The organism is Acidovorax facilis (assembly GCF_023913775.1).
In the GTDB taxonomy this organism is placed as follows: domain Bacteria; phylum Pseudomonadota; class Gammaproteobacteria; order Burkholderiales; family Burkholderiaceae_C; genus Acidovorax; species Acidovorax facilis.
Map to the genome: position 1 here is coordinate 1 of NZ_JAMXAX010000333.1, position 492 is coordinate 492.

Below are 492 nucleotides of genomic sequence, written 5' to 3' on the forward strand. Positions count from 1 at the left end.
TGGGGATGGCAGCGCCTGCGGCATCCGGGCTGGCGGGGTTCGATCCATTGGCGGCGGGACCTGCCTCAACGGCAGCCCAGCCTGCGGACCCCACGGCTGTCCAGAACCGGCAGGAGCAGAAGGAAGCCTTCCTGAAAGGCGGTTCCACGGAAACCCGGAATTCAGGAAGCCTGCAGATGCCTGCCTCTCCCTACCAGGTGATGGCCGGGACGGTGATTCCGGCAGCCCTGTTGACAGGGATCCAGTCGGACCTGCCGGGCGACGTGATCGCCACCGTGACCGAGCCGGTCTACGACACGGCCACGGGTAGGTACCTGCTGATCCCGCAGGGCTCGCGCATCCTGGGGCGCTACAACAGCCAGATAAGCGTAAGCGGCCAGCCATGCCACCTTGACGGCGATGTCGGCTCCCTTCAGCAGCCGTTGATCTCGTCAACCGCGTCCCCGCCGTCGTAGAACTTACCGATGGCTTTGTCCAGCCTCTTGAGCAACG

General features: G+C 65.2%; 1 protein-coding gene. It reads left to right on the forward strand.

Going from position 1 to position 492, the window contains the following annotated elements; genetic code table 11:
• Positions 1-455: TraB/TrbI/VirB10 family type IV secretion system protein (locus tag NFX52_RS30470; RefSeq protein ID WP_289781653.1), on the forward strand; the 455-nt coding region annotated here is incomplete at its 5' end.
• Positions 456-492 lie beyond the last annotated feature (37 nt).